Genomic DNA, 20184 nt, shown 5'->3' on the forward strand with positions numbered 1-20184 from the left:
TAATGATACTGATAGGGCTAGGCTTTAGGACTAAGACTTGTTTTCCCAATGTGTTCTTTTTGAGTATAGAACAAACGTTCTTATTGGGGAATATGCTTAATTTTATTTCGTTTCTCTAAATAACTTTAAAATAATACTCGTCATAATGGCGATGGTTCCTCCTAAGGCGGTTTCAAGAACGCGGTCAAACAATAATTCATAGGTTGGGTGACGCCAATATATAACGAGCTCAAGAATGGACAAAATTAAGCTTGTCACGACAAACGTCATAAACGTATATCCGTGATGAAAGCTCATCGGCATTAAAAAGGCGAACACCACGACTGCAATTAAGCCGATATACGGCATAAAGGGTAAATTGAATAAAAAATACAATAATAAGACAGAAATAAGACTGCCTAAGACCCTCTGCAAAGTAATTTTAACGATACTTTGTGATTTTGGATGCAATACAAAAACGAAGGTCAGTAATGTCCAATAAAAGTGCCCTAGATCTATACTGCGAGGAATAGCGAGCGCGAGTAATAGCCCCAAAGCATAAATCATTGAGCGTGGGATAATATTTTTTCTCAACGTAAACAAATTTTGTTCAACTAAAGCGCTCGTTATTACACTATGGCGTGTCATTTTATGGCTAAGGACATAATACGTAATTAACGTTACTCCACTACCAATAATAAACCCTAACGCTAAGCTTTTGGATATATCAGGTAAAATGGTACCAATTGTCGACATGATAATCATAAATTTCATGGTTAAATCCATAGCAGGATCTGTGCCATACAATTGGTAGTAAATGAACGAAAAAATGGCGAGATAAATATAATATGCGGTACCAAGGCGTAACGTATCACCGATAAAAATAGCGACTAAAATCATCAATAAACAACAAGCGGTATAGGCATAATTCTTATATTCTTTTGCTGCATTGAATAAATTAAAGGAATACAGCGTTGAGAATGTTGCCCACATCGCAGCTTGTGCATCTAAGATCACAAAAGCGGTTGCGGCGCTAAAAAACATACAACTGGTAAAAATAATTCCATCGTGGATAGCAGGAAACGTTCTCATAATCCGATGCTCACAAATAGAGGCTTAACCTATTAATTAATAACGTAATTAAATAATATACGGTATAAAATTTCAAGGTGAGAACTCAGTATTTATGACAAGTTACCATTAAATGGCATGTGTTGAATTGTTGGTTGCGATATTCTGTTTTTATGTGACAAAAAAGGCATAATAGGGGAGAGCAGTTGTAGCAATCATAAAGGTAATAAAATGCAAATAATCAATCCTCATGATTTTGTTTGGGTCGGCAGCAATAATGATGTCGCGATAGAATCGCTTCCTGAATGGGTCGGCTCACAGTGGAACAGTAAGTTACCGTTGACGGTATACCGAAATAAAGCGGATGAGAATAAACTGACTGTTGCAATTAGAGGAATTAAGCCACACCAACGCGTCACAACACAAATTGAAAAATCTGCAATTACGCACATTATGAATGTGGAATCCTTGGTGGCGAATTCGGTGGAACTACAACGTTCAATGTTTATCGCTTTACCACCAGTGCAGGTTTTATGGATCATTTCACAGACTAAATGGCCTTGGCAATGGGGAGTAACAGGGAGTTGTGCTTACACTTTAGCGACAGATATCCAAAGTATGTTGTCAGACTGCGACCTTGATGTGGTCATTCGCTGTCCACATCGTCAAGAAAAAGAAGATTTTGCTGAGTTTGCAATTAAGGCGAATACTCCTTATTGCCCAATTGATATTCATATCGAAACCCCTAAAGGTGGGTTTTCATTAGCTGAGTGGTTTAAAAATGAACAGGTTACATTACACACACCACTTGGCGATATTATGACCGCAGACCCGTGGAATGAAAAATTATAGCCCGCTGTTTGTCTGTTAAACAACCTAATGTAGCTTGAATGACCGACAAATTGGTTAAATATTAATTTTGATGTTCGAGCAGGTGATTTTTTACTAATCAAATAAAGCTGGAGGCATATAATGCCTCCCGATTAGCCTATTTTTAGTGTTCAATATAGGGTTCTTGTAAACCTGCTTCATGCCATTCTTTCATTGCGGGTAAAACTAAAATTCGGTCAACCCATTGTTTGGCAGCTGGGTTTACAGGTAAGTGATAACTGCGAATTCGAAAGGCAACTGGTGCAAAAAAAGCATCTACAGCCGTAAATTCACTACCTGCAAGCCAAGGACCACCAAATTGGTTTAACCCATCCTGCCATAATTTCTGCAATCGATTTAAGTCGGTTTGTAATTCAATTGAAATATTGTTAAGTGGCGAATTATGAGTACCGTCCATTGGACATTGCTGGCGTAATGCACTAAAACCCGAGTGCATTTCTGCGCTTGCACTACGAGCCCATGCTCTGGCTTTTCGCTCTTTTGGCCAGACTTGAGGGTAGTCTTCTGCAACATATTCACAGATGGCTAAAGAATCCCATATTGTTTGGTTTTCATCGATTAAACAAGGGACTAAGCCTGTAGGTGAAAAACGACTGAATTTTTCATGGCTGCTTTTGCCGTTTTCAAATAAACACAAATTTTCTTCAAACGGGATCTGTAATACCTTTAGTAAAACCCAGGGACGTAGTGACCATGAAGAGTAGTTTTTATTTGCTATCCAAAGTTTATACATAGTATTTAACCTATCAATCAGTTTGCAATGTTAAAAGAAAGAATACCAATGTATGGGGAAAAAGGCAGACCTACAAATGTTATTTTATGAATAACAGCTTATATCTATTAGGAATAAGCTAGATTTAATTGAAATTAATAAATAAATGAACTAAGTATTTAGTTACGACCATTTACAAAACTGGAAGAATCTTTATTCAACTTTTATAATTAAAACTAGACAAAATCAAATAGTAATCTATTTTTCATTATGTTGATCGTATTTGAATGTCTTCAACAAAATATTTGTTTAACTTTGGGATAGGAATAAAATTAATTTCACCTTATGATTATTACGGCTTAGTTAATAAAATATTACCTTCTTCTCTAAATGGTTTTTATCATGCAATGGAAAAATAATGCAAGTCGTTATGGGCATATCTCTTTGCTCATACATTGGCTAGTCGCAATTGTCGTATATGGAATGTTCGCTTTAGGTTTATGGATGGTGACACTAGGCTATTATGATAGTTGGTATCATCAAGCTCCTGAGATACATAAAAGTATAGGAATATTATTATTTATTGTTATGGCATTTCGTGTGATTTGGCGATTTATTTCACCGTCACCGAAGCCATTAGCAAGCTACAGTAAATTAACGAAAGCTAGCTCTATTATTGTTCAAATTCTGATTTATATTATTTTGTTCAGTATTTTGATCAGTGGTTATTTAATCTCAACCGCTGATGGACAGCCTATCAGTGTATTTGATTGGTTTGAGGTTCCTGCACTATTTACGGGTGCTGCAACACAAGCAGATACAGCAGGTGAAGTTCATTTATATTTAGCTTGGGCAGTGGTTCTATTATCAGTGTTGCATGCTTTTGCAGCTTTTAAACATCACTTTTTTGATCGTGATATTACATTAAAAAGAATGTTGGGTTTTAACCCCGATAAGTAACGTGGAGATAATTATGTTGAAGAAAACGGTTCTTGGTCTGGCTACTGGCGCACTTTTTTTAACGGCAGGTTCAGCATTAGCAGAAACTTACCAATTTGATAAGCAAGGCCAACACGCGTTTATTGAATTTCGTATTCAGCATTTAGGTTATAGCTGGGTATATGGTAGTTTTAAAGACTTTGATGGGTCTTTCACTTATGATGCAAAAGACCCATCAAAAGATAAAGTCGAAGTAACTATTAAGACAGGCAGCATTGACACTAACCACGCAGAGCGTGATAAACATTTACGCAGTGGTGATTTCTTAAATGCAGCAAAATTCCCTGAAGCAAAATTCGTTTCAACAGAAGTGAAGAAAGACGGTGAAACATACAAAATCACAGGTGATTTCACTTTAAATGGTGTTACTAAGCCGATTACATTAGATGCTAAATTAATGGGCGAAGGTAAAGATCCTTGGGGTGGATACCGTGCAGGTTTTGAAGCTGAAGGTAATATTAAGCTGAAAGAATTTAACATCAAATCTGATTTGGGCCCTAAATCTCAAGAAGCACAACTGTTGATTTCAGTTGAAGGTGTTCAAGTTAAATAAGATTTTTATCATAATAAACCTTCAAGCTTTCAAGTCTTGAAGGTTTTTTTATATCTAGCGTTTTCTAAATTGTTTATTTATGGCAAATTCTCCCGTCTTAGCCTCGCATTTTCCCTTATTCCTATAGCTTGACGACTTTGATACAAGCTAAAATAAACATTATCACTTTTTATAGGTCAATTCGTGGCATTAATAATCTAGGTCCGTGATGACTATTGTTTTTAGATGCCATGACATTATATGCGATGGGTTCTACAGTATATAAGTAGCTTGAAAGTGTTTGTGGGAACCGTTTTACCAAGAAAAGGCAGGGTAACTTTGAATACAAATAACTCACGTAAAACCGCATTAATTGTTAGCATTATTTTTATTGCATTCGCATTCGGTTTTTATTGGTTAAGTAAAGATAATAATGTGTTATCTACAGAAAATAATAGTGCAATTCATTCAGAGGCACTTGCCCAAGTTGAAAAAGAACTGCCGATTATCGCGACGGTGAAGAAAATAAGCCCTGAAACCTATCAAAGTTTTGAGCATCTAATCACGCAATACGACCCAGCTAATGAAGATTTACGTCGTCAACTGTTTGATCAGGTTGTTGGCAATGTCATGAAGCTGGTGCTAGAACGTATGGAATATGCTTCTGATGATTCCGTAATTAATTTTACTAGCAGAGTGAATGATTACCTGAAAATCTTATTAGAAGAAGACCCAACAGGAAAAACGTGTTTTTATTCATTGTTTCCGCACTTAAGAGAAACAGCGGAAATTATTCCACCACAAAAAAGCCAAGCTGTTTTGTTGAAACAAATCCAAGCGACCAATGAGCTCTTAATTTCAAGTGAAGCTGGTGTAAAACAGGCGTTGATGTCCCCAAAAGAGTATTCTGAGGAATTAACACAGCTTGCTAGTGGGCTTTCTGCAAAGTATGGTGAAGATACCGCAATCCTTGGAAATTTAGAAGCAGGGAAGAAATCACCTGCATTAGCGTGCCGTATCTCTATTAGTTTCTATAATGAAATATTATCTATGCCTGATAATCAGAAAAAAGCTGCATTACTACGTTCTTTATTTTCATCAGTAAATAATTAATTCTTTCCAGCAAAATGGCACTGGTTAATATGGGTGCCATTTTGTGTCATTATTTATTATATTTCATTGTGTTAATCGCACTTTTTTTAATACATTATTCTTTGAGCATAAATAGTTCGTATTTATGTAGTATGCTTATTATGTAAATTTATTTTTAACTATTTTGGAGATGGCATGCAATTTATTAAGAAAAGTATCGTAGCACTTGCCGCAACTGCTGCGATATCAATGCCGATTACAGTTAGCCAAGCTTGTACTCGAGTTGTTTATTTAGGTGAAAATGAACAAATAATGACCGGAAGAACAATGGATTGGAAATACGATATTGGTACCAATCTATGGATCTTTCCTCGAGGGATGGAGCGTGATGGCATTGCAGGGCCTAACTCTTTAAAATGGAAATCAAAATACGGCAGCGTGATAGCCTCGGGTTATGATATTTCAACAACGGACGGAGTGAACGAGGAAGGTCTGGTTGCCAATTTACTGTGGCTCGCGGAATCAAAATATCCTCAAATAGATAATAAGCAACCTGCGTTGTCGATATCTTTATGGGCGCAATATGTTCTAGATAACTATGCGACAGTGGAAGAAGCTGTTGCTGAGCTAGAAAAGAATCCACTCGTAGTCGCAACAGATAATGTGCCAGGACAAGATAGGTTAGCGACTTTACATTTATCATTATCAGATGCGAGTGGTGATAGCGCGATTATTGAATATATTGATGGCAAGCAGGTAATTCATCACAGTCGCAAGTATCAAGTTATGACTAACTCGCCGACTTATGAGAAGCAATTAGCAATGCAGGAATATTGGCAAGGAATTGGCGGCACTGTAATGTTACCGGGGACTAACCGCTCCGCTGATAGATTTGCTCGCGCGCAGTTTTATATTAATGCAATTCCTCAGAAAACAACGCCTAATAAAGCGGTCGCCAGTGTTTTCAGTGTCGTACGTAATGTGTCTGTCCCTTACGGATTGACGTCTGAAAATTCGCCTGAAATATCGTCAACACGTTGGCGGACATTAGTTGACCATAAACGTCAGCTCTACTTTTTCGAGTCAGCATTAACTCCAAATATTTTTTGGACTGATTTGGCAAAAATTGACTTTTCAGCGGAAACTGGAAAAGTGAAAAAGTTGGACCTCGGTGAAGAGCAGAGCCATATCTATTCAGGGGATGCGACCAACAGTTATGTAGTTACAAAACCTTTTGAATTCTTAGGGTTAAGTGCGGAACAGTTAGGTTATTAACTGAGCCCATGAAGCATTTCAGCCCTCTTGGTCTATAGGGGGTTGATATGAATCAAGCCCGCGATAATTAATTTATGAATGTTTTGCAGATAGCAAACGAACGGTATAAGATGTATTTAAAATGCAACTTATTGGTGATGATATGAATGATCTCGTGTGTTACAAAACTATGCCAGTTTGGAATAAAGCTTCTTTGCCGTTAATGTTCCAAGAGCGCCATAATACAAAAGAGGATACATACGCACAGTTGAAAGTGCTAAAAGGCTCTTTAGATTTTATCATTTTTAATGAAGACGGCAGCGAGCAACACTTTACTTTTGATATTCATAACCAGCCGCCTATTATTGAATCTCAAGTTTGGCATCGTATTTCTGCTTGTAGTGATGACATGGAATGCCAACTGGCATTTTTATGCAAACCAGAACTGAAATTTTATAAAGAGCATGGGTTAACGACTCCACATTCAGAAGTGCGCTATCTGTGTGAAAATCATCTCAGTAAGCCATGTAAAACATTAGATTTAGGTTCGGGAAGGGGGCGTAATAGTTTTTATCTTGCCTTGCAGGGTTATGATGTGACCTCGGTAGATATCAACCCTCAACATATTCAAGCAATTGACTTCGTTAAAAAACAAGCTGGGGTAGAGAATATTCATACGGCTGTTTATGATATTAATAGTCACCAAATACAAGAGAACTACGAACTTATTATTTCCACTGTCGTGCTAATGTTTTTGCAGCGAGAAAAAATCGCCAATGTTATTACTAATATGCAAGAACATACCCTGCCAGGGGGAGTTAACGTTATTGTGTGTGCCGTTGAAACGCCAGATGCACCGCTGGATTTAGTGCCATTTAAATGCTTCTTAAAACCAGGGGAGCTAGAAGGGTATTATAAAGATTGGGATATTTTAAAATATAACGAAAACCCTGGTCATTTACACCGCACTGATTCACAAGGTAATCGTATTAAATTAAATTTTGCAACACTCATTGCAAGGAAGAAGTAAGTAAGAAATTAGCATAGGTTATCTTAATAAAAGAGTTGCCGCTGTCGGCAACTGAGGTTGTTGACAAAGCGGGATAAAAGCGTGGTTTTTCCCGCTTTGTGTTATCAGCCGAAAATCAATAAATTGATTTTCCTAGTTTATTTTCAAAACCTATTCGACTTGCCGCCAAACATAATATGTTTGTCAGCAGTCTGAGTTGCCGCTGTCGGCAACTCTTTTTGCTTCTACTATTTAAGGTTTGTCAGTGACAGGCGGAGCGGTTTCTTTTTCGCTACGGGCTAAAGTTTTTTCCAGCAATACAGAATATAGCGGTTTGCCACCTAAAAATTGAGCCATCATTGTGGCGCCAATGCAGGTAATAATCATCGGTAAGATTAACTGGTAGTTATTTGTCATTTCTAAAACTAAGACTATCCCAGTTAATGGGGCTCTGACGGTTGCGGCAAATAAAGCTCCCATGCCTGCAATAGCGAAAGTCCCCACTTCAATTTGGTAATTAGGGAATATTTCGAGGACGGCGTAGCCGAAAACACCACCAAATAATGTCCCAAGGGCGAGTAAAGGAGAGAAAATACCACCTGGAGCCCCAGAGCTAAAGCTAATCGTCGAAGTTAAAAACCGCAAAGCAAAGAATATGAATAACAAAGTGATGGTAAATTGGCCTGCTACCATCTGGTGGATCACGGAATATCCACCACCTACAATTTCAGGCAGGTAAACGCCAATTGCACCACAAGCACCACCAATTAACCCGCCCATCAATACAAAGCGAGAAATTTTATTTTGGTAAAATGCTAAAAATTTACTTTGTAGGTACAATAAAAAACCATTAAAACAGATACCGATAACACCAAACATTAATCCTAAAATTAAATAAAGCCATAAAGTATTCATAGGTGCAGAAGAAAATTGGCCGATATTTAATACAATAGCTTCTCCATTGATTAGCCGATAGACAATGGTGGAGGTAACAACACCGATAAATACCGCTTTAATTGAAATTAAACTGTATTTAAATTGCGGACGCATTTCTTCAATAATAAACAAGATGCCAGCTAAAGGGGCATTAAATGCTGTAGATAAACCTGCCGCCGCACCAGAGGCAAGCAAGGTGTGGCGTGACTCATTATCTTTTAAACGAAATAAATCATAAAACATTTGGCTAAGGTTCGCACCAAGTTGCACGGTTGGTCCTTCACGGCCTAATACCATACCTGAGCCCAATGTTCCTAATCCACCAATAAACTTAACTGGAATGACTCTCCACCATCTTACGGGGCGTAAATCCTGTAATGCACCTTCAATTTCTGGGATCCCAGACCCACCAGATTCAGGAGAGAACCGTTTAACAAGGTAATAGCCTAACATGGCAAGAAGTGCCGAGATAAAAAACATCCCAACAACCATCAGCCATTTTGGGGCAACCCATTCACTCACCGATTGCACGCGATAGTTGCTAATCCAAGTTGTTCCTAATTCAAATAGTGAACCGATAAGACCGACCGCCGCACCAATGAGTGCCGCAAGTAGTAAGATTTTTACAGGTGTTTTATCTGATTCTTTTAGCCGTTTAAAAATCCGCAATCGGGTTTTTATCATAGATTTACTAGCTGAATTTACCTGGCTCATCTTTATTGGATTCTCTTTATACGATGGAATAACAAACACTTATAGGTAAGTATAACAAGAGTTATCGTAAGAGCGTTATCAGGATATAAATAAAATGCAAAATAGTGCATTTAAGCAAGAAAAGTGAAAACAAAACCAACAGCACGAATAGCATACTTTCATTACTGTGAATAGTTCTCATTTGCAATGAATATTAATATAGATCAATAAACCATTAGATAATGAATAATTCCACTTTTTTATTCTAATAAAGAGCGTAGTCTTAATGTTGTATTTGAAATGCAACTTTAAGAGGCGAACAACATGTACTGTGTGCAATGTGAACAAACAATTAGAACTCCAGCTGGTAATGGCTGTGCATACGCGCAGGGTATGTGCGGTAAAACAGCAGAAACTTCTGACCTACAAGATTTATTAGTTGCTGTATTGCAAAGCTTATCTGCAAGTGCAGTCACTGCCCGCTCACTGGGTATTATTGACCATGATATTGATAGTTTTGCTCCGCGCGCATTTTTCTCTACTTTAACCAACGTCAATTTTGATTCAGAGCGTATTATCGGTTACGCCCGTGAAGCTATTTATTTACGTGATAAATTAATAAAACATTGCCAATCCGTGAATAGTGTAGTGGCTTTCAATCATCCATTAATTAATTTGCAATTAAATGGTACTGACATTCCAACCTTACAGGCACAAGCGGCTCAATTTTCATTAGATATTGATAAAGCTGAAGTCGGCGAAGACATTCACGGTTTACGTATGTTATGCCTATATGGCTTAAAAGGGGCGGCAGCCTATATGGAACACGCCCATGTTTTAGGTCAGTATGATAATGAGGTTTATGGCCAATATCATGAAATTATGGCTTGGCTTGGAACATTGCCATCGGATATGAATGAACTGCTTGATAATGCCATGGCAATTGGTCTAATGAATTTCAAGATCATGGAAATTTTGGATGCAGGTGAAACGAGCGAATTTGGTCACCCAACGCCAACGGAAGTCAACGTTCGTCCAGTCGCAGGGAAATGTATTTTAATTTCAGGTCATGACCTGAAAGACTTAAAAATGTTGTTAGAACAAACTGAAGGTACGGGTATCAATGTTTATACCCACGGCGAAATGCTGCCAGCACATGGTTACCCAGAACTGAAAAAATACCCTCATTTAGTCGGTAACTATGGTAGCGGTTGGCAAAATCAGCAAGTGGAATTTGCAAAATTCCCTGGGTCTATCTTGATGACCTCTAACTGCATTATTGACCCTGATGTTGGGGATTATAAAGACCGTATCTGGACGCGTAGTATTGTGGGTTGGCCTGGTGCAAAACATTTAGTGGGTGATGATTTTTCTGCAATGATTGCTCAAGCTCAGTCACTTGCCGGTTTCCCGTATACCGAAATCGAGCACAAAATTACGGTTGGTTTCGGTCGTCAAACACTGTTAGGTGCGGCAGACGCGGTGATTGATTTAGTTTCACAGAAAAAACTACGTCACGTATTCCTTGTTGGTGGTTGTGATGGTAGCCGTGGCGAACGTAGCTATTATACGGATTTTGCCCGTAGTGTACCTGAAGATTGCTTAATCCTTACACTCGCATGTGGTAAGTATCGTTTTAATAAATTAGATTTTGGCACATTAGAAGGGCTACCACGCTTACTGGATGTGGGCCAATGTAACGATGCATATTCTGCCATTATGCTTGCGGTGAATCTATCAGAGAAACTTGGTTGTGGTATTAATGACTTGCCATTGAGTCTTATTCTGTCTTGGTTTGAGCAAAAAGCGATTGTCATCCTTTTAACATTATTAGCGTTGGGTGTGAAAAATATTTACACCGGCCCAACAGCACCTGGTTTCTTAACTGAAAACTTATTAAATGTGCTAAATGAGAAGTTTGGCATGCGTAGTATTACGACAGTTGAGCAAGATCTGGCAGAAATTTTACCTGCATGATCAATAAACCGATAGAAAAAGCTTAAAAACGATGTGAAAGATGGGGGCTGCGACCCCCTTTAAAGGAGTAGCGCGATGACCATGCCAAGCAGTTTATGTCCAAATAGAATGCAAGTTCATTCTATTATTCAAGAAACATCAGATGTCTGGACAATCAACCTTATCAATCATGATTTTTATACATATTCACCTGGTCAATATGCTTTGGTCAGCATTAAAAATAGTGATGATGTCATGCGTGCTTATACTCTTTCATCATCACCGGGGCAAAGTCGTTTTATTTCCATTACTGTCAGGCGGTTAGACGATGGTGAAGGGTCAAATTGGTTAACACGTTCGGTTAAAGAAGGCGACTATCTTTGGCTTTCTGAAGCGCAAGGGGAATTCACCTGCGCTAATCTAAAAAACACTGAGTATTTGATGTTAGCTGCTGGATGTGGTGTGACACCAATTATGTCAATGACACGTTGGCTGATGGTGAACCGCCCGAGCTCCCATGTAAAAGTACTATTCAATGTTCGCGATGATAAACAAGTTATTTTTGCCGAGGAATGGCAAAAACTCGTCCGCTTATATCCAGAACGGTTGCAATTGTGTGTTATGGCAGAAACACCAGATAATGGCGATATTGCACAAGGACGTTTAACTGAAGAGAAATTGAAAGCGTTAGTACCAGATATTGATTCACGAATTGTGATGACGTGTGGGCCTGTGCCTTACATGAAAAATGCACAGCAATTTGCTGCTAATTTAGGCGTCCCTGCTGAACATTTCTTTATGGAGCGTTTTTCAACTGAACCAGAGGTTGTTGATAGTGAAGATATTCTTACATTAAAAATCCGTCAACGATTGGTCGACTTTAAAGTCCCTGTAGGTACTTCTTTATTATCTGCACTGGAGCAAAATAAACAGCCCGTTATTGCAGCTTGCCGAGCAGGGGTTTGTGGAAGCTGTAAAACAAAAGTGTTATCAGGTAAATACACAACAACAAGCACAATGACATTAACTGAAGCAGAAATAGCTGAGGGCTATGTTTTAGCTTGTAGTTGCCAATTACAGGGTGACACTGAAATAGCGTAAAATTATATAACATGTGCAAACTGTCTCATTAGAGTATTAATGGGACAGTATTATTTAAAATAAATCATAGTAATTATTTACAATACTCAAAATGAGAGTGCAATTAATGTTTCGGTAGTGAGCTATGTAAAAAATAAATAGATAATTTACTTAATGTATTAATCGCTGATACAGCAACTTCTTTGTTTGGGTCCTGACATAAGTCTATGATTCGTATGATGGCATCATTATATTCAATCGTTGCTTTGAAATCACCTAAAGCAGAAATGGCAGCAATTTTGATTTCATCGTTTACGCGAAATGTTAGTTTCGTTAACATTCCAACAATTACTTTATCCATAATAAAACTTTCACTGTTATATAAAATAAAAAATATTCTAAGATAATTCTTGTAATATTTAATACTAAATTGATATCTGCAATTAAATATTAACAATTTAAAAGAATGCTTTTTAATGATAATTTCGAATTAAATAATGCCTTAAGTGTATTTTCTTACTTCATTATTTGTTTGTTGGCTTATTTTTAATATAAAAAACCAACTAATGACTGATATTAGTGATTACTTGTACTCTAATAAAGCGTTTTAATTATATTAAATTGGGCTTACTCCTTTATATTGTTTTTTTGTATTGTACGGTAAATAGAGAATTAAGTTTTGATTAATTATCGGTAAGGTTTACTAAATAATATTACAAATGATACTTTGATTTCTCAAAGGGTTGGTTATTGATAAGTAAATAAATATATTTACTTCAATTCTAATATTCATTCTTATTATTAGTTACATTTTGTTACTTTATAAAGATATATTTAATATAAACTTAAACAGAACCTAAACAATAAGTTTTCCATGCGTAAAAAAACGTAGATATAGGGTGGCAATTAATTCACCAATGGGTATAATTCGCGCCGCATCCAAAGTGCAGTATCTCGTTAGGCGAGGCTCCTATACAAACATAGGTTACTGATCTGACGACGTCGAGAGACGCCCAAGATTAGGACAGGATATATCGACCGAAGGTATATCCCCATGTAACTTCCTGCTAAGTCAGGATACGTTGTATAGTGCTAAAACCGAGACGAAGAGATAGCTTTCGCATTCTCTCATCTGGTTTCGCCCCTATGTGAGTACTGTTTGAGTAACCAACAGTAATAGGGACTAAAAAAATGACATTCACTACCCAGAACAAAGCGGGAGCAGTTGCTATTGCTCAATCCGCAATGAAAGGCGCACGCCTCAAAGACAATAACACACAGCCAGCAAAAGTTGATGATGCAACAGTCAGCGCTTATATGAGTCAATCATATTTGCCAGTATCTGTCGCAGACTCAATAGCTTGCGTGAAAAAAAATCTTATTGAACATCTTGATGGCGAGCAAATCCCAACCTATTTATTTGTTGTCGACAATGACAATTATTTAAATGGCATTCTTTCAGTTAAATCATTATTAGCTTCACCTGAAAATTTATTAGTGTCTGATATCATGCGACACAATTATTTTTCTGTTGCCCCAGAACAATCACGTCATGATGTTTATGATCTGATTAATCATAGCGGTTTAGATATGATACCTGTGGTGCAATTTGGCAAATTAATGGGTGTTTTGCGTCCGCAAGATATCGCCGAATTGATTGAAGATGAGAATACACTCGATGCGCAGCTACAAGGCGCTACTACCCCATTAGATGAGCCCTACTTAACGACAAGCCCTGTAACTTTATGGCGTAAACGTGTCGTTTGGTTGTTGATGCTATTTGTGGCTGAAGCGTATACAGGAACTGTATTAAAAGCATTTGAAGAACAGCTCGAAGCCGCAATTTCGTTAGCGTTTTTCATTCCGCTGTTGATTGGTACAGGCGGTAATAGTGGAACACAAATTACATCAACATTAGTCCGTGCAATGGCACTGGGTGAGGTGAGTTTACGTAACCTGGGTACCGTACTGAAGAAAGAGGTTTCTACCTCATTTTTAGTAGCGGTGACCATCGGTGGTGCGGCATTAATTCGTGCATGGATTTTAGGTGTTGGCCACGAAGTGACTATTGTGGTTAGCTTAACCATCGTTGCCATTACAATGTGGAGTGCGATTGTTTCTTCAATCATTCCAATGGTATTGAAGAAAATGAAAGTGGACCCAGCAGTTGTTTCTGCCCCGTTCATTGCAACTTTCATTGATGGTACAGGCTTAATTATCTACTTTGAAATCGCAAAATTAGTGATGACGGAGTTTGCTTAAGCGCACATCTCAAACTTGATGCGGCAGAAAGTCTAATTTTCTGCCGCAGTGACAGAAATCCCTTCTTGTTTCAATACTTCTCCACATTTTCGACATAAATATTGGTTTTCACCACGTAGTACTTTGTTGTGGCGGCGTATGGTTAATTCATGGGACGCTTCACAGGCACAACGGTAGAGAAATGTTTTACTTTTTACTGTTGTAACCGCAAAGTTGTGCGTACGTTTCGCCGTGACTTCCAGTACGTGTTGCATCATCCATTTCCATTCTTTGCCATGCGGTGCGATACCTTTGCGGCCAAATACATGAAAAACCAACAAATGCGCTAATTCATGAGGCACAACTTCATCAATAAATTGCTCTGTATTTTCGATAAGTAAACTGGGGTTAAGGCGAATTTCCCATTCTTTTAAGTAAGCACTACCCGCAGTTGTCCCCCGTTGTTTGTAATTAACCGTTGGCTCTGAAAATGACTGTTCGAGTTTGTGTTCTGCAAGTGCGAGTTTTTCTCGCAATGTGCGCATGACTTGTTGCTGTAAAAAGAGTGGAACACGGATTGTTTTCATGGGGTAAAGGATACGTGAAGGTAATGGACATAAACAAGCAATAATTGACAGTAATTATATAAAAACATATATTGTATTTTTATATAATATTAACTAGAAATAACATATGCCCAATAATACCTCTGAACCGCAACTGTTAGCGATGAAGCAGGCCGCATCAGAAACGGCTTCATTATTGAAAACACTAGGGAATCCAGATCGCTTAATTTTATTATGCCAATTAACACAGGGTGAAGCCTGCGTTAGCGAGTTAGAAGAGCAGTTAGGAATATTACAACCGACACTCTCTCAACAATTAACAGTATTGCGTAATGAAGGCTTAGTGATGACGCGTCGAGAAGGAAAGCGCATTTACTATGCGATAGCAGATGAAAAATTATTTACGTTGCTCAATACGTTATATCAGCTTTATTGCCCTGTGAAGGAGAAATGAAATGACAATAGATTGGGCTAATTTTACGCCACTTTCTGCCGCGATTGGCGGTGTGTTGATTGGCTTAGCCGCAGCAATTTTATTAGTGTTTAACGGTCGTATTGCAGGTATCAGCGGTATTTTAGGCGGGTTATTGAAACCAGCTAAGGGGGATACTGCATGGAAATTGGCATTTATTATTGGTTTGATGAGCGCCCCAACGTTGTTTACTTGGTTGGCGTATACACCAGAAGTTAACATTGCGACCAGCACACCTATTTTAGTATTAGCTGGGTTATTTGTCGGTTTTGGCTCACGACTGGGAAGTGGCTGTACTAGCGGTCATGGGATCTGCGGTATGGCAAGGTTATCCCGTCGTTCAATTGTTGCAGTATTAGTCTTTATGATTGTTGCTTTTGCGACAGTCGCACTAGCCAACCATTATGGGATAGGGAGATAAAGCAATGCCTATTCTTATCGCATTAATTTCAGGGATACTGTTTGGTTTAGGATTGGTCATTGCCGGGATGGGAAATCCAGCAAAAATTTTGGCATTTTTAGATATTACGGGAACGTGGGATCCTTCTTTATTAATTACGATGGCAGTTGGAATGGTAATCAGTGGTATTGCTTTCTTAGGGGTTAAAAAACGCTCTGTTAGTGTACTTAATTGCCCATTGCAAATTCCTACCAATCAAACGATAGATAAAAAACTAGTCACCGGAAGTGTGTTATTTGGTGTGGGGTGGGGGTTAGCAGGGATCTGCCCAGGACCTGCATTATTGTTAACAGGAATGGGATTGACACAAGGGATAATATTTACATTAGCAATGGTTGCGGGGATGGCTATCTTCCAGTTTACGCAAAAAAATTAATCGCTCATTGTGAGCAATAAAAAACCCATCATTTGATGGGTTTTTGTATGTGACTTATTGACTAAAGAGATTACAGGCCTGCAGCGGCACGCAATGCTTCAGCTTTGTCAGTTTTTTCCCAAGGGAACTGAGAACGACCAAAATGGCCATATGAAGCAGTTTGTTGGTAAATCGGGTGTAATAAATCAAGCATTTTGATTAAGCCATAAGGGCGTAAATCAAAGAATTCACGAACTAATTGAATCAATAATGACTCATCAACTTTACCTGTTCCAAAGGTTTCTACCATAATCGATGTCGGTTCTGCCACGCCGATAGCGTAAGAAACTTGGATTTCACAACGGTCAGCAAGGCCCGCGGCAACAATGTTTTTTGCCACGTAACGTGCTGCATAGGCTGCTGAACGGTCAACTTTTGACGGGTCTTTACCAGAGAATGCCCCACCACCATGGCGAGCCATACCGCCGTAAGTATCTACAATAATTTTACGGCCTGTTAAACCACAGTCACCCATAGGACCACCGATAACAAAGCGACCCGTTGGGTTAATAAAGTATTTTGTATCTTTTGATAACCATTCTGCCGGTAGGACTGGCTTGATGATTTCTTCCATCACGGCTTCATGCAGGTCTTTTTGTTGAATATCTTCAGAATGCTGAGTAGATAAAACAACAGCGTCAATACCGACAATTTTATTATTGTCATATTGGAAAGTAACCTGACTTTTTGCATCTGGGCGTAACCATGGCAATGTGCCATTTTTACGGACATCTGCTTGGCGTTGAACTAAGCGGTGTGCATAAGTAATAGGAGCAGGCATTAATACATCAGTTTCGTTGGTTGCATAACCAAACATTAGGCCTTGGTCACCAGCACCTTGTTCTGATGGGTCAACACGGTCAACACCTTGATTGATATCGGGCGACTGTTTACCAATCGCACTTAAAACGGCACATGAATTGGCATCGAAGCCCATTTCGGAACTGGTGTAGCCAATTTCGCGAACAGTTTTGCGCGTGATTTCTTCAATATCAACCCAAGCACTGGTGGTGATTTCTCCCCCGACCATTACCATACCTGTTTTGACGTAGGTTTCGCAGGCAACGCGAGCTTTCGGGTCTTGTTCCAGAATAGCATCAAGTACTGCGTCAGAGATTTGATCAGCAATTTTATCTGGATGCCCTTCTGATACAGACTCAGAAGTAAAGAGATGTGTAGCCATGAGATTAATACCTTAAGAATTCGCAAATTTATAATTGGATGTTTTAACATCTAGACGGCTATTTTAGTCCCATACAGTAAAAATTTCTACCTGTATTTATATAAAAAACGAATAGAGACATAAAACAACCATTGGTAAAGTTTTATCGCAATTTAGTCATTTTGGTTTTGCTTTTTGAGCGCAATAGATGTATAAACTGCGACCGTAACGGATGGTTGTTATTTCCCGTTATATACCAGCAGAATAATATAAAACTTCTGCTATCTATCAGGAATGTTTATAAACTTTTGAATTTCAATAAAAAATAAGGTGATATAGCTTAAATCAACAGGTCAAACTGCCAAAATAGTGCTACCACATTGAAATTTTAAAGGGGTAAACAGTTATATTGGGGGTTAATGGGTAATGATCCATAATCTACTGAATAACAGTATCCAACCGTCATATGCGGATCGCCGCGTGACTTTGGCATTTACTTTCCTGTCATTCTTTACTTCATCACGAAGTTACCGTCACATCTTTAATACACCTTCGAGGCTGAGTCATTAATCTGTCAGCTTAAGGTCGTATATTGTCACTGTTTAGAAGTTCTAAGCACTTTTTATTAAAATCTGAGTATTGCCGTTTCCCCGACATAACTGCCTTGCAGTGTTATGTCTTCACTGACATACATCAGGAAGGAGAACGCGTCACTCACCCCTCCATAAAAGGAGTTTATTATGAATGATAATATCGCTCGCAAAATGCGTCAGACGTACAACATCGCGTATTGGGGTGGTGGTTACTATCAGGTGAATGAGCGCGGAAATGTCTGTGTTTGCCCGAACCCTGAGAACCCTGACACCTTTGTTGATTTAGCTGACCTCGTTAATCAGGTTAAAGAAGAGCAGGAGCATTTACGCTTGCCTGCACTGTTTTGTTTCCCGCAAATCTTGCAGCACCGTTTACGTTCAATAAACGCAGCATTTAGACGTGCACGTGAGTCTTATGGCTATAAAGGCGATTATTTCCTGGTTTATCCAATAAAAGTTAACCAGCAACGCCGAGTCATTGAATCACTGGTTAATTCTGGGGAACCGTTAGGGCTTGAAGCGGGTTCAAAAGCTGAATTAATGGCCGTTTTAGCGAACGCAGGTAAAACACAAACCGTTATCGTCTGTAATGGATATAAAGACCGTGAATATATCCGATTAGCATTAATTGGGGAAAAATTGGGTCACAAGGTTTACCTTGTTATCGAAAAAATGTCTGAGATTGAGATGGTATTGGCAGAAGCGGAAAGCTTAAATGTCACGCCACGCTTAGGGGTTCGTGCCCGTTTGGCTTCCCAAGGCTCAGGTAAATGGCAGGCAAGTGGCGGTGAAAAATCTAAATTTGGTTTGGCTGCAACTCAAGTACTGCAATTAGTGGAAATTTTACGCAATGCTAATCGCCTAGATAGCCTGCAGTTGCTTCATTTCCATTTAGGCTCCCAGATGGCTAATATTCGTGATATCGCAACCGGTGTCCGTGAATCAGCCCGTTTTTATGTTGAATTGCATCGCCTAGGAGTCAACATTCAGTGCTTTGATGTGGGTGGTGGCCTAGGTGTTGACTATGAAGGTACTCGCTCTCAATCCGATTGCTCAGTCAACTATGGCTTAAATGAATATGCCAACAATGTCATTTGGGCGATTGGGGATGCGTGTGAAGAGTTTGATTTACCACATCCAACGGTAATTACGGAATCAGGCCGTGCGTTGACAGCGCACCATACGGTGTTAGTGTCCAATGTGATTGGGGTTGAACGTAATGAATTTACCAAAACAACACCGCCTCATGAAGATGCGCCACGTTCATTAATTTCCTTATGGGAAACGTGGGAGTCAATGCAGCACCAAGGTAATAGCCGTTCATTACGCGAATGGTTGCATGATAGCCAGTTCGACTTACAAGAAGCGCACACTCAATATGCTCATGGTGTGTTAGATTTGACCCAACGTGCATGGGCAGAAGAGTTATACCTAAATATTTGCCGCCGTATTCAACAGGATTTAGATCCAAGTAATCGTGCTCATCGTCCGATAATCGACGAACTCCAAGAGCGCATGGCTGATAAGTTTTATGTGAATTTTTCCTTATTCCAATCGCTACCAGACTCTTGGGGAATTGATCAAGTGTTCCCAGTATTACCGATTGAAGGGTTAGATAAACCATTAGACCGTCGTGCAGTACTGTTAGATATCACCTGTGACTCAGACGGTATTATTGACCATTACGTTGATGGTGATGGCGTTGAAACCACAATGCCAATGCCTGCATATGACCCAGAAAACCCACCAATGATAGGTTTCTTTATGATTGGGGCATACCAAGAAATTTTAGGTAATATGCATAATCTGTTTGGTGATACCGCAGCAATAGATGTCTGGGTTGATAGCCAAGGTAATCTGCGTTACTTGCAAAGTGAAGAGGGCGATTCTGTCGCAGATATGCTGCAATACGTCAAATTAGTCCCAGAAGTCCTATTAGAAAGCTTCACAGAGCAAGTAAAAGGGACAGGCTTGAGTGAGCAGTTACAAAAAGACTTTGTCGCTGAGTTCGAGAATGGTTTGTATGGGTATACTTATTTAGAAGACGAATAAATGCTCAATGCGCGTTATA

Annotated in this window: 19 protein-coding genes and 1 riboswitch; of the genes, 13 read left to right on the forward strand and 6 right to left on the reverse strand. The window is 38.9% G+C overall.

Going from position 1 to position 20184, the window contains the following annotated elements; translation table 11 throughout:
- Window positions 1-102: 102 nt before the first annotated feature.
- A complete protein-coding gene (locus M1F17_RS06330) occupies window positions 103-1071 on the reverse strand; it encodes an FUSC family protein (protein WP_004262118.1) in 969 nt (322 codons plus the stop codon).
- Between the two features lie 210 nt (window positions 1072-1281).
- Here M1F17_RS06330 and M1F17_RS06335 point away from each other — a divergent pair, with 210 nt between their 5' ends.
- The gene (locus M1F17_RS06335; protein WP_004262117.1) at window positions 1282-1902 is read left to right on the forward strand and encodes a malonate decarboxylase holo-ACP synthase; all 621 of its coding nucleotides are present in this window, start codon (window positions 1282-1284) and stop codon (window positions 1900-1902) included.
- Window positions 1903-2044: 142 nt separating this feature from the next.
- Here M1F17_RS06335 and M1F17_RS06340 read toward each other — a convergent pair whose 3' ends face one another.
- Window positions 2045-2674 (reverse strand): glutathione S-transferase family protein, encoded by a 630-nt coding sequence (locus M1F17_RS06340; protein WP_004262116.1) that lies wholly within the window; start codon window positions 2672-2674, stop codon window positions 2045-2047.
- Window positions 2675-3055: 381 nt separating this feature from the next.
- Between M1F17_RS06340 and M1F17_RS06345 the strand changes: the two genes are divergently transcribed.
- From M1F17_RS06345 to tehB, 5 genes are all read left to right on the forward strand, one after another.
- Window positions 3056-3613 carry a cytochrome b gene (locus M1F17_RS06345; RefSeq protein WP_164455272.1) on the forward strand — a complete coding sequence of 186 codons (558 nt, stop codon included), beginning with the start codon at window positions 3056-3058 and terminating at the stop codon, window positions 3611-3613.
- A 13-nt stretch (window positions 3614-3626) separates the two neighbouring features.
- A complete protein-coding gene (locus tag M1F17_RS06350; protein WP_004262112.1) occupies window positions 3627-4205 on the forward strand; it encodes a YceI family protein in 579 nt (192 codons plus the stop codon).
- A gap of 318 nt (window positions 4206-4523) precedes the next feature.
- Entirely contained in the window at window positions 4524-5297 is a 774-nt protein-coding gene (locus M1F17_RS06355; protein ID WP_036958473.1) for a hypothetical protein, read from the forward strand.
- Between the two features lie 174 nt (window positions 5298-5471).
- The gene (locus M1F17_RS06360) at window positions 5472-6551 is read left to right on the forward strand and encodes a linear amide C-N hydrolase (protein WP_004262105.1); all 1080 of its coding nucleotides are present in this window, start codon (window positions 5472-5474) and stop codon (window positions 6549-6551) included.
- A 121-nt stretch (window positions 6552-6672) separates the two neighbouring features.
- A complete protein-coding gene (gene tehB, locus M1F17_RS06365) occupies window positions 6673-7560 on the forward strand; it encodes an SAM-dependent methyltransferase TehB (RefSeq protein ID WP_164455274.1) in 888 nt (295 codons plus the stop codon).
- A 231-nt stretch (window positions 7561-7791) separates the two neighbouring features.
- Here the strand turns inward: tehB and clcA are convergent, their stop codons facing one another.
- Complete coding sequence (clcA, locus tag M1F17_RS06370; protein WP_112307312.1) at window positions 7792-9189, reverse strand: H(+)/Cl(-) exchange transporter ClcA; 1398 nt, start codon at window positions 9187-9189, stop codon at window positions 7792-7794.
- Between the two features lie 303 nt (window positions 9190-9492).
- Between clcA and hcp the strand changes: the two genes are divergently transcribed.
- Window positions 9493-11145, forward strand: coding sequence for a hydroxylamine reductase (hcp, locus tag M1F17_RS06375; RefSeq protein WP_094961350.1), 1653 nt, complete (start codon window positions 9493-9495; stop codon window positions 11143-11145).
- A gap of 75 nt (window positions 11146-11220) precedes the next feature.
- On the forward strand, window positions 11221-12225 hold the full coding sequence (hcr, locus tag M1F17_RS06380; protein WP_036958472.1) for an NADH oxidoreductase: 1005 nt from the start codon (window positions 11221-11223) through the stop codon (window positions 12223-12225).
- A gap of 103 nt (window positions 12226-12328) precedes the next feature.
- Here the strand turns inward: hcr and M1F17_RS06385 are convergent, their stop codons facing one another.
- Window positions 12329-12565 (reverse strand): HEAT repeat domain-containing protein, encoded by a 237-nt coding sequence (locus M1F17_RS06385; RefSeq protein WP_004262089.1) that lies wholly within the window; start codon window positions 12563-12565, stop codon window positions 12329-12331.
- 585 nt (window positions 12566-13150) lie between these two features.
- Window positions 13151-13322: riboswitch (M-box (ykoK) riboswitch) on the forward strand.
- A 73-nt stretch (window positions 13323-13395) separates the two neighbouring features.
- Here M1F17_RS06385 and M1F17_RS06390 point away from each other — a divergent pair.
- A complete protein-coding gene (locus M1F17_RS06390; RefSeq protein WP_004262087.1) occupies window positions 13396-14466 on the forward strand; it encodes a magnesium transporter in 1071 nt (356 codons plus the stop codon).
- Window positions 14467-14498: 32 nt separating this feature from the next.
- Here M1F17_RS06390 and M1F17_RS06395 read toward each other — a convergent pair whose 3' ends face one another.
- Complete coding sequence (locus tag M1F17_RS06395) at window positions 14499-15032, reverse strand: SprT family zinc-dependent metalloprotease (RefSeq protein ID WP_094961351.1); 534 nt, start codon at window positions 15030-15032, stop codon at window positions 14499-14501.
- A 106-nt stretch (window positions 15033-15138) separates the two neighbouring features.
- Here M1F17_RS06395 and M1F17_RS06400 point away from each other — a divergent pair, with 106 nt between their 5' ends.
- The 3 genes from M1F17_RS06400 to M1F17_RS06410 are packed head-to-tail and all read left to right on the forward strand — an operon-like array spanning window position 15139 to window position 16319.
- Window positions 15139-15465, forward strand: a complete 327-nt coding sequence (locus tag M1F17_RS06400; protein ID WP_094961352.1) for an ArsR/SmtB family transcription factor — start codon at window positions 15139-15141, stop codon at window positions 15463-15465.
- A 1-nt stretch (window position 15466) separates the two neighbouring features.
- Window positions 15467-15904, forward strand: coding sequence for a YeeE/YedE family protein (locus M1F17_RS06405; RefSeq protein WP_144140750.1), 438 nt, complete (start codon window positions 15467-15469; stop codon window positions 15902-15904).
- A 4-nt stretch (window positions 15905-15908) separates the two neighbouring features.
- A complete protein-coding gene (locus M1F17_RS06410) occupies window positions 15909-16319 on the forward strand; it encodes a DUF6691 family protein (RefSeq protein ID WP_004262080.1) in 411 nt (136 codons plus the stop codon).
- A 70-nt stretch (window positions 16320-16389) separates the two neighbouring features.
- On the opposite strand, the gene metK is transcribed toward M1F17_RS06410, so the two are convergent.
- A complete protein-coding gene (metK, locus tag M1F17_RS06415; RefSeq protein ID WP_004262078.1) occupies window positions 16390-17541 on the reverse strand; it encodes a methionine adenosyltransferase in 1152 nt (383 codons plus the stop codon).
- A 719-nt stretch (window positions 17542-18260) separates the two neighbouring features.
- On the opposite strand from metK, the gene speA reads away from it, so the two are divergent.
- Window positions 18261-20165 (forward strand): biosynthetic arginine decarboxylase, encoded by a 1905-nt coding sequence (speA, locus tag M1F17_RS06420; protein WP_112307307.1) that lies wholly within the window; start codon window positions 18261-18263, stop codon window positions 20163-20165.
- The last annotated feature ends 19 nt before the right edge of the window (window positions 20166-20184 follow it).

The sequence above is a fragment of the Providencia sp. PROV073 genome, assembly GCF_033688125.1.
Classification (GTDB): domain Bacteria; phylum Pseudomonadota; class Gammaproteobacteria; order Enterobacterales; family Enterobacteriaceae; genus Providencia; species Providencia hangzhouensis.

Excerpts from the sequence above, each read along its gene's own strand:
- M1F17_RS06410 (WP_004262080.1), top strand. The coding sequence starts at position 15,909 with ATGCCTATTCTTATCGCATTAATTTCAGGGATACTGTTTGGTTTAGGA.
- tehB (WP_164455274.1), top strand. The coding sequence starts at position 6,673 with ATGCAACTTATTGGTGATGATATGAATGATCTCGTGTGTTACAAAACT.
- M1F17_RS06390 (WP_004262087.1), top strand. The coding sequence starts at position 13,396 with ATGACATTCACTACCCAGAACAAAGCGGGAGCAGTTGCTATTGCTCAA.
- M1F17_RS06400 (WP_094961352.1), top strand. The coding sequence starts at position 15,139 with ATGCCCAATAATACCTCTGAACCGCAACTGTTAGCGATGAAGCAGGCC.
- M1F17_RS06340 (WP_004262116.1), bottom strand. The coding sequence starts at position 2,674 with ATGTATAAACTTTGGATAGCAAATAAAAACTACTCTTCATGGTCACTA.
- clcA (WP_112307312.1), bottom strand. The coding sequence starts at position 9,189 with ATGAGCCAGGTAAATTCAGCTAGTAAATCTATGATAAAAACCCGATTG.
- M1F17_RS06385 (WP_004262089.1), bottom strand. The coding sequence starts at position 12,565 with ATGGATAAAGTAATTGTTGGAATGTTAACGAAACTAACATTTCGCGTA.
- M1F17_RS06335 (WP_004262117.1), top strand. The coding sequence starts at position 1,282 with ATGCAAATAATCAATCCTCATGATTTTGTTTGGGTCGGCAGCAATAAT.
- M1F17_RS06405 (WP_144140750.1), top strand. The coding sequence starts at position 15,467 with ATGACAATAGATTGGGCTAATTTTACGCCACTTTCTGCCGCGATTGGC.
- M1F17_RS06360 (WP_004262105.1), top strand. The coding sequence starts at position 5,472 with ATGCAATTTATTAAGAAAAGTATCGTAGCACTTGCCGCAACTGCTGCG.
- hcr (WP_036958472.1), top strand. The coding sequence starts at position 11,221 with ATGACCATGCCAAGCAGTTTATGTCCAAATAGAATGCAAGTTCATTCT.
- M1F17_RS06330 (WP_004262118.1), bottom strand. The coding sequence starts at position 1,071 with ATGAGAACGTTTCCTGCTATCCACGATGGAATTATTTTTACCAGTTGT.
- M1F17_RS06345 (WP_164455272.1), top strand. The coding sequence starts at position 3,056 with ATGCAATGGAAAAATAATGCAAGTCGTTATGGGCATATCTCTTTGCTC.
- speA (WP_112307307.1), top strand. The coding sequence starts at position 18,261 with ATGAATGATAATATCGCTCGCAAAATGCGTCAGACGTACAACATCGCG.
- M1F17_RS06350 (WP_004262112.1), top strand. The coding sequence starts at position 3,627 with ATGTTGAAGAAAACGGTTCTTGGTCTGGCTACTGGCGCACTTTTTTTA.
- M1F17_RS06395 (WP_094961351.1), bottom strand. The coding sequence starts at position 15,032 with ATGAAAACAATCCGTGTTCCACTCTTTTTACAGCAACAAGTCATGCGC.
- metK (WP_004262078.1), bottom strand. The coding sequence starts at position 17,541 with ATGGCTACACATCTCTTTACTTCTGAGTCTGTATCAGAAGGGCATCCA.
- hcp (WP_094961350.1), top strand. The coding sequence starts at position 9,493 with ATGTACTGTGTGCAATGTGAACAAACAATTAGAACTCCAGCTGGTAAT.